This is a genomic window from Dietzia cercidiphylli (assembly GCF_014145145.1).
GTDB lineage: Bacteria > Actinomycetota > Actinomycetes > Mycobacteriales > Mycobacteriaceae > Dietzia > Dietzia natronolimnaea.
On sequence record NZ_JAALEA010000459.1, the window covers coordinates 1 to 4,109 of the forward strand.

Annotated in this window: 4 protein-coding genes; all 4 read right to left on the reverse strand. The window is 72.3% G+C overall.

Annotated elements, in window-relative coordinates; genetic code table 11:
• Window positions 1-68: 68 nt before the first annotated feature.
• Window positions 69-830: a decaprenylphospho-beta-D-erythro-pentofuranosid-2-ulose 2-reductase gene (locus G6028_RS15410; RefSeq protein ID WP_017837464.1), complete on the reverse strand. Its 762-nt coding sequence runs from the start codon at window positions 828-830 to the stop codon at window positions 69-71.
• A gap of 285 nt (window positions 831-1,115) precedes the next feature.
• Window positions 1,116-2,564: a decaprenylphosphoryl-beta-D-ribose oxidase gene (locus G6028_RS15415; protein WP_182659396.1), complete on the reverse strand. Its 1,449-nt coding sequence runs from the start codon at window positions 2,562-2,564 to the stop codon at window positions 1,116-1,118.
• Window positions 2,565-2,770: 206 nt separating this feature from the next.
• Window positions 2,771-3,385, reverse strand: a complete 615-nt coding sequence (locus G6028_RS15420; protein ID WP_182659397.1) for a hypothetical protein — start codon at window positions 3,383-3,385, stop codon at window positions 2,771-2,773.
• A 127-nt stretch (window positions 3,386-3,512) separates the two neighbouring features.
• A partial coding sequence (locus tag G6028_RS15425; protein ID WP_241730814.1) for a lipase family protein occupies window positions 3,513-4,109 on the reverse strand: 597 nt, incomplete at its 5' end.

Genomic DNA, 4,109 nt, shown 5'->3' on the forward strand with positions numbered 1-4,109 from the left:
GGTGACGGCCGCGGCCAGCAGCGTCGCCGCGGCCGCCAGGCCCGGCCCCCGGAGCGCCACCGGCATGGTCAGAAGGGGAGCTTGCGGAAGATCGGGCGCGGCACGTGGGTGAGCACGGCCATGACGCCGCCGAACGCGGCGGGGGCGAAGACGGCGCCCTTGCCCGCCCCGGACTTCTTGACCGCGATGCGGGCGACGTCGTCCTTGTTGATGGTGAGCGGTGCCTCTTTGACGTGCGCGGACATGCGGGTGCGGACCTGACCCGGGCGGATCACCAGGACGTCCACCCCGTACTCGTCGAGCGCGTAGCCCAGGCCCGTGTAGAAGGAGTCGAGTCCGGCCTTGGTGGAGCCGTAGACGAAGTTGGAGCGGCGGGCGCGGAGTCCGGCGGCCGAACTCATGGCGATGATCCGGCCGTAACCCTGCGCCTTCATCCGCTCGGCGAGCAGCACGCCCACCGAGACGGCGCCGGTGTAGTTGACCTGGGCGATCTGCACGGCCTTGCGCTGATCGGACCACAGTTCCTCGTTCTCCCCGAGCAGGCCGAACGCCACGATCGCCACGTCGACGTCGCCCCCGGCGAAGATCTGCTCGAAGGCGGCCGGGTGGGAGTCGGTGGCGGCGGCGTCGAAGTCCACCACGTCGACGGCGGTGGCCCCGGCGGCCGTCATCTCGGCGCGCGCGTCCTCGATGCCCGGGTCTCCGGGGAGGCAGGCCAGCACGACGCGCATCGGCCCCTGCTGGAGGTATTCCCCGCAGATCGCCAGGCCGATCTCGGAGGTGCCCCCGAGCAGGAGCAGGGTCTGGGGGACGCCGACGGCATTGATCATGCGCAGGAGTCTACCGAGGCCTTCCCGCCGGATCGGGGAAGGTGGCCGGGACTACCCGTCGGAGCCCGGACCCCGTGAGGGCGGACGGACCTCGGGAGGCGCCGGGGGCGGCCTGCGCGGTGCCCGTCTCCACGCGGTGGACGGCGGGGAGACGGCGACGAGGACGACGGCGGCGGCGACAGTGCGGAGGATCATGGCGGACTCCCGATCGGCCTCCGGGCGACCCTCGTCGTCCGGGGTCACCCTATTGTGGGCCCGCCGACGACCGCCTGTACAGCCCCCGGGTCAGAGCAGTTCGAGACGCCGGCCCATGTCGGAGACGAAGACCCCGTGGGGGTCGATCCCGCGGCGCGTGGCGATCCACGAGTCGATCTGCGGGTACATGGCGTGGAAACGCTCGGCCGGGACCCGCGAGTCCTTGGCGGTGTAGAGCCGGCCGCCCATCGACATGACCTTGGCGTCGAGCTCGTTGACGAACGCGTTCAGGCGGTCGTTGATGGGGAAGTCCACGCACACGTTCCACCCCTCCATGGGGAACGAGAGCGGGGCCTGGTTGCCGGGTCCGAAGAGCTTGAACACGTTGAGGAACGAGTAGTGGCCCGACCGCTGGATGTCGCCGATGATTTCCTTGAACCCGTCGACCGCCCCGGGCGGGACGATGAACTGGTACTGCAGGAAGCCGTCGGACCCGTACGCGCGGTTCCACTCCCCGAAGAGATCGAGCATGTGATAGAAGGCCGGGAGGGTCTTGATCTTGTTCCGCGAGGTGCCGCCGAGGCGGTAGTAGACCTCGCCGATGGGGCCGAAGGTGAACTTGTTGGCCAGACCGTTGGGGAACACGTCCGGGAACGTGACCAGCGGCTTGGCGTTCATGGCCAGCGGGTCCTTGGCGAGCGTGGGTGCGTATTCCTCGAGCTGGGCCAGCGTGGCGAGCGACCCGCGGGAGACGGCGGCGCGGCCGAGCTTGGGCGGCGCGCTGATCGCGTCGAACCACGCCGAGGAGTAGGTGTACTTCGACTCGGAGCCGTCGGTGTGCAGCGCGATGGTCTCGTCGAGCGAGGCCGTCTGATCGGAGTCGGCCAGGAAGAAGGCGGTCTCGGTGCGGGTCATGGCGATCCACACCTTGAGGACCACGCCGGTGAGGCCGTTGCCGCCCACCGTGGCCCAGAAGAGCGTGCCCCCGGGGTCGTCGGACGTCCCGCCGGGCTCGAGGGTGAGGACCCGGCCGTCCGCGACGAGCAGCTCCATCCGGGTGACGTGGTTGCCGAACGACCCCGCCGAGTGGTGGTTCTTGCCGTGGATGTCGTGTCCGATCGCCCCGCCCACGGTGACCTGGCGCGTGCCCGGCAGGACCGGCACCCACAGGCCGAACGGCAGGGCGGCGCGCATGAGCTGGTCCAGGTTCACACCGGCGTCGACCACGGCGAGCGCCTTCTCGGCGTTGAGCTCGTGGATGCGGTTGAAGCGGCTCATGTCCAGCACGAGGCCGCCGGAGTTCTGCGCGCTGTCCCCGTACGAGCGGCCGAGTCCCCGGGCCACGACCCCGCGCCGCAGGTGTGCGGGACCGGAGGCGTTGGCGTCGTTGACCGCCGCGACGGCCGCCGAGATCTCCTCCACCGAGCGCGGGGTGAGCACATGGCTCACGGCCGGCGAGGTGCGTCCCCAGCCGGTGAGTCGCTTGAGTTCGGTGTCCAGGGCGGACTCGGCCGGGGGGGTCTGCTGCGTGGTGCTCACCCGGTCGAGGTTACCGCTCGCGGGCATCGAACCCATGCCGCAGCGGCCCGGCGTGACGCGCACGACCCTCCCGCGGGCATCCGCGCCCGCGCCTGACCGCCCGTGACACAGTCGCCCCCGGCGGTGAACTGGCGCCTGCGCAGCGGGACGGGCCGGACGCCATCGACGGGGGCGCTCGTGTGGGAGAGAGCGCCGCAGGACGTGCCCTAACGGCTCCCGGGCAGGGGTGGGGTGACGGGGCCGAACGGCCACGGGTAGTCGCCGAACGCGACCCCACCGGCGATCGTCCCGGGCACTCCCGGGACCGCCACCTGAGGGGTGGTGCGCATCGTGGCCAGTCGATCCAGGGAGGTGAGGCGGGTCCCGGGGCTGAGCTCATAGTCGCGCGGGTTCGCGCCGACCCAGCCGGTGCCCGCCTCGACGTCCAGGTAGACGGTGGGGGGCAGGGCGACCCCGGCGATCGCGTACTTGGCGTGGGTGGGGGTGTCGAGCGGGGACCCGATCCGCTCCAGCCTCTCCCAGCGGCACGAGGTGCGGTAGTAACCGAGGATGCCCACGCAGAACGTCTCCACGCCCACCACGCGGTAGACCTGCACCCCGGGTGCGAGTTCGCCACCGCGGGACGAGCCGGCGAGAGCCGATCCCGCATCGAGAAAGCCGGCGCCGGCGTCGTACGAGCCCAGCGCGGCCACGCCCAACGACCCCCACGGGCTCTCCGGCGGCGGCGTCGCAGATGCCGGTCCGATGCCCGCGGTCACTCCCAGGGCGAGCGCGGCGGCCGCCAGTACCGCGGCTGTGCGTGTCCGGTGGGGGCCCCTCATGTCCGTGGATCGTCCGTCGCCCGACCCGCGTTACGCGTGGCACCTAACCGGCGTCGCCTGTCCGGGGCGCTCCCCCGGGGCTGGTTCGGACGCGGGACGAGACGTCTTCCCCGACTCGCGCGCCTGGTCAGCGGCACCCCGTGGTGAACGGCACGCCGCGGGCGCGGTCGTCGACCCAGTCCAGCGCCGGTCCGACCGCTGTGTAGGCGGCGAGGACGTGTTCACCGGCGACGGGCGTGTACTCCACGTCCGCCCCCGCCACGCACCACTCGTCGGCCAGCCTGCGGGCGGTCCACTCGGGGATGAAGGGGTCCCCGGGCCCCTGGGAGGATCCGGGACCGGGACCGATCGGGACCGTCGCGTCGCCGTGCCATACCTGCACCGGCCCGGTGGGGACCTCACGGGGATCCGCCCCGTGGGCGGGGTCGGCCCGGCCCAGCCGGTTCCGGGCCAACACCTCCCGCACCGTGGGGTCGGTCCGGGGGTCGACGTCGGTGAGCGTCGACAGGGGGAAGGGCGCGAGTCCGCCCGCCGTGTTGGCGGCCGCGCAGGCGTCCCGGAGGTGGTGCGCCACCACGTCACCGGTGTCGCTGAGTAGCGGGTACAACTGCGGGTACTCGCGGGCCAGCCCCAGCACGGCGGCTCGGTAGAGGCCGGAGGCGAGGTTCCCGTCCATCGTGTCGACCAGGTCCGCGTAGTCGGCGGGGACCCCGCCGACGGAGGA

Coding starts and splice junctions, on each gene's coding strand:
- G6028_RS15410 (WP_017837464.1), bottom strand. CDS start 830: ATGATCAATGCCGTCGGCGTCCCCCAGACCCTGCTCCTGCTCGGGGGC.
- G6028_RS15420 (WP_182659397.1), bottom strand. CDS start 3,385: ATGAGGGGCCCCCACCGGACACGCACAGCCGCGGTACTGGCGGCCGCC.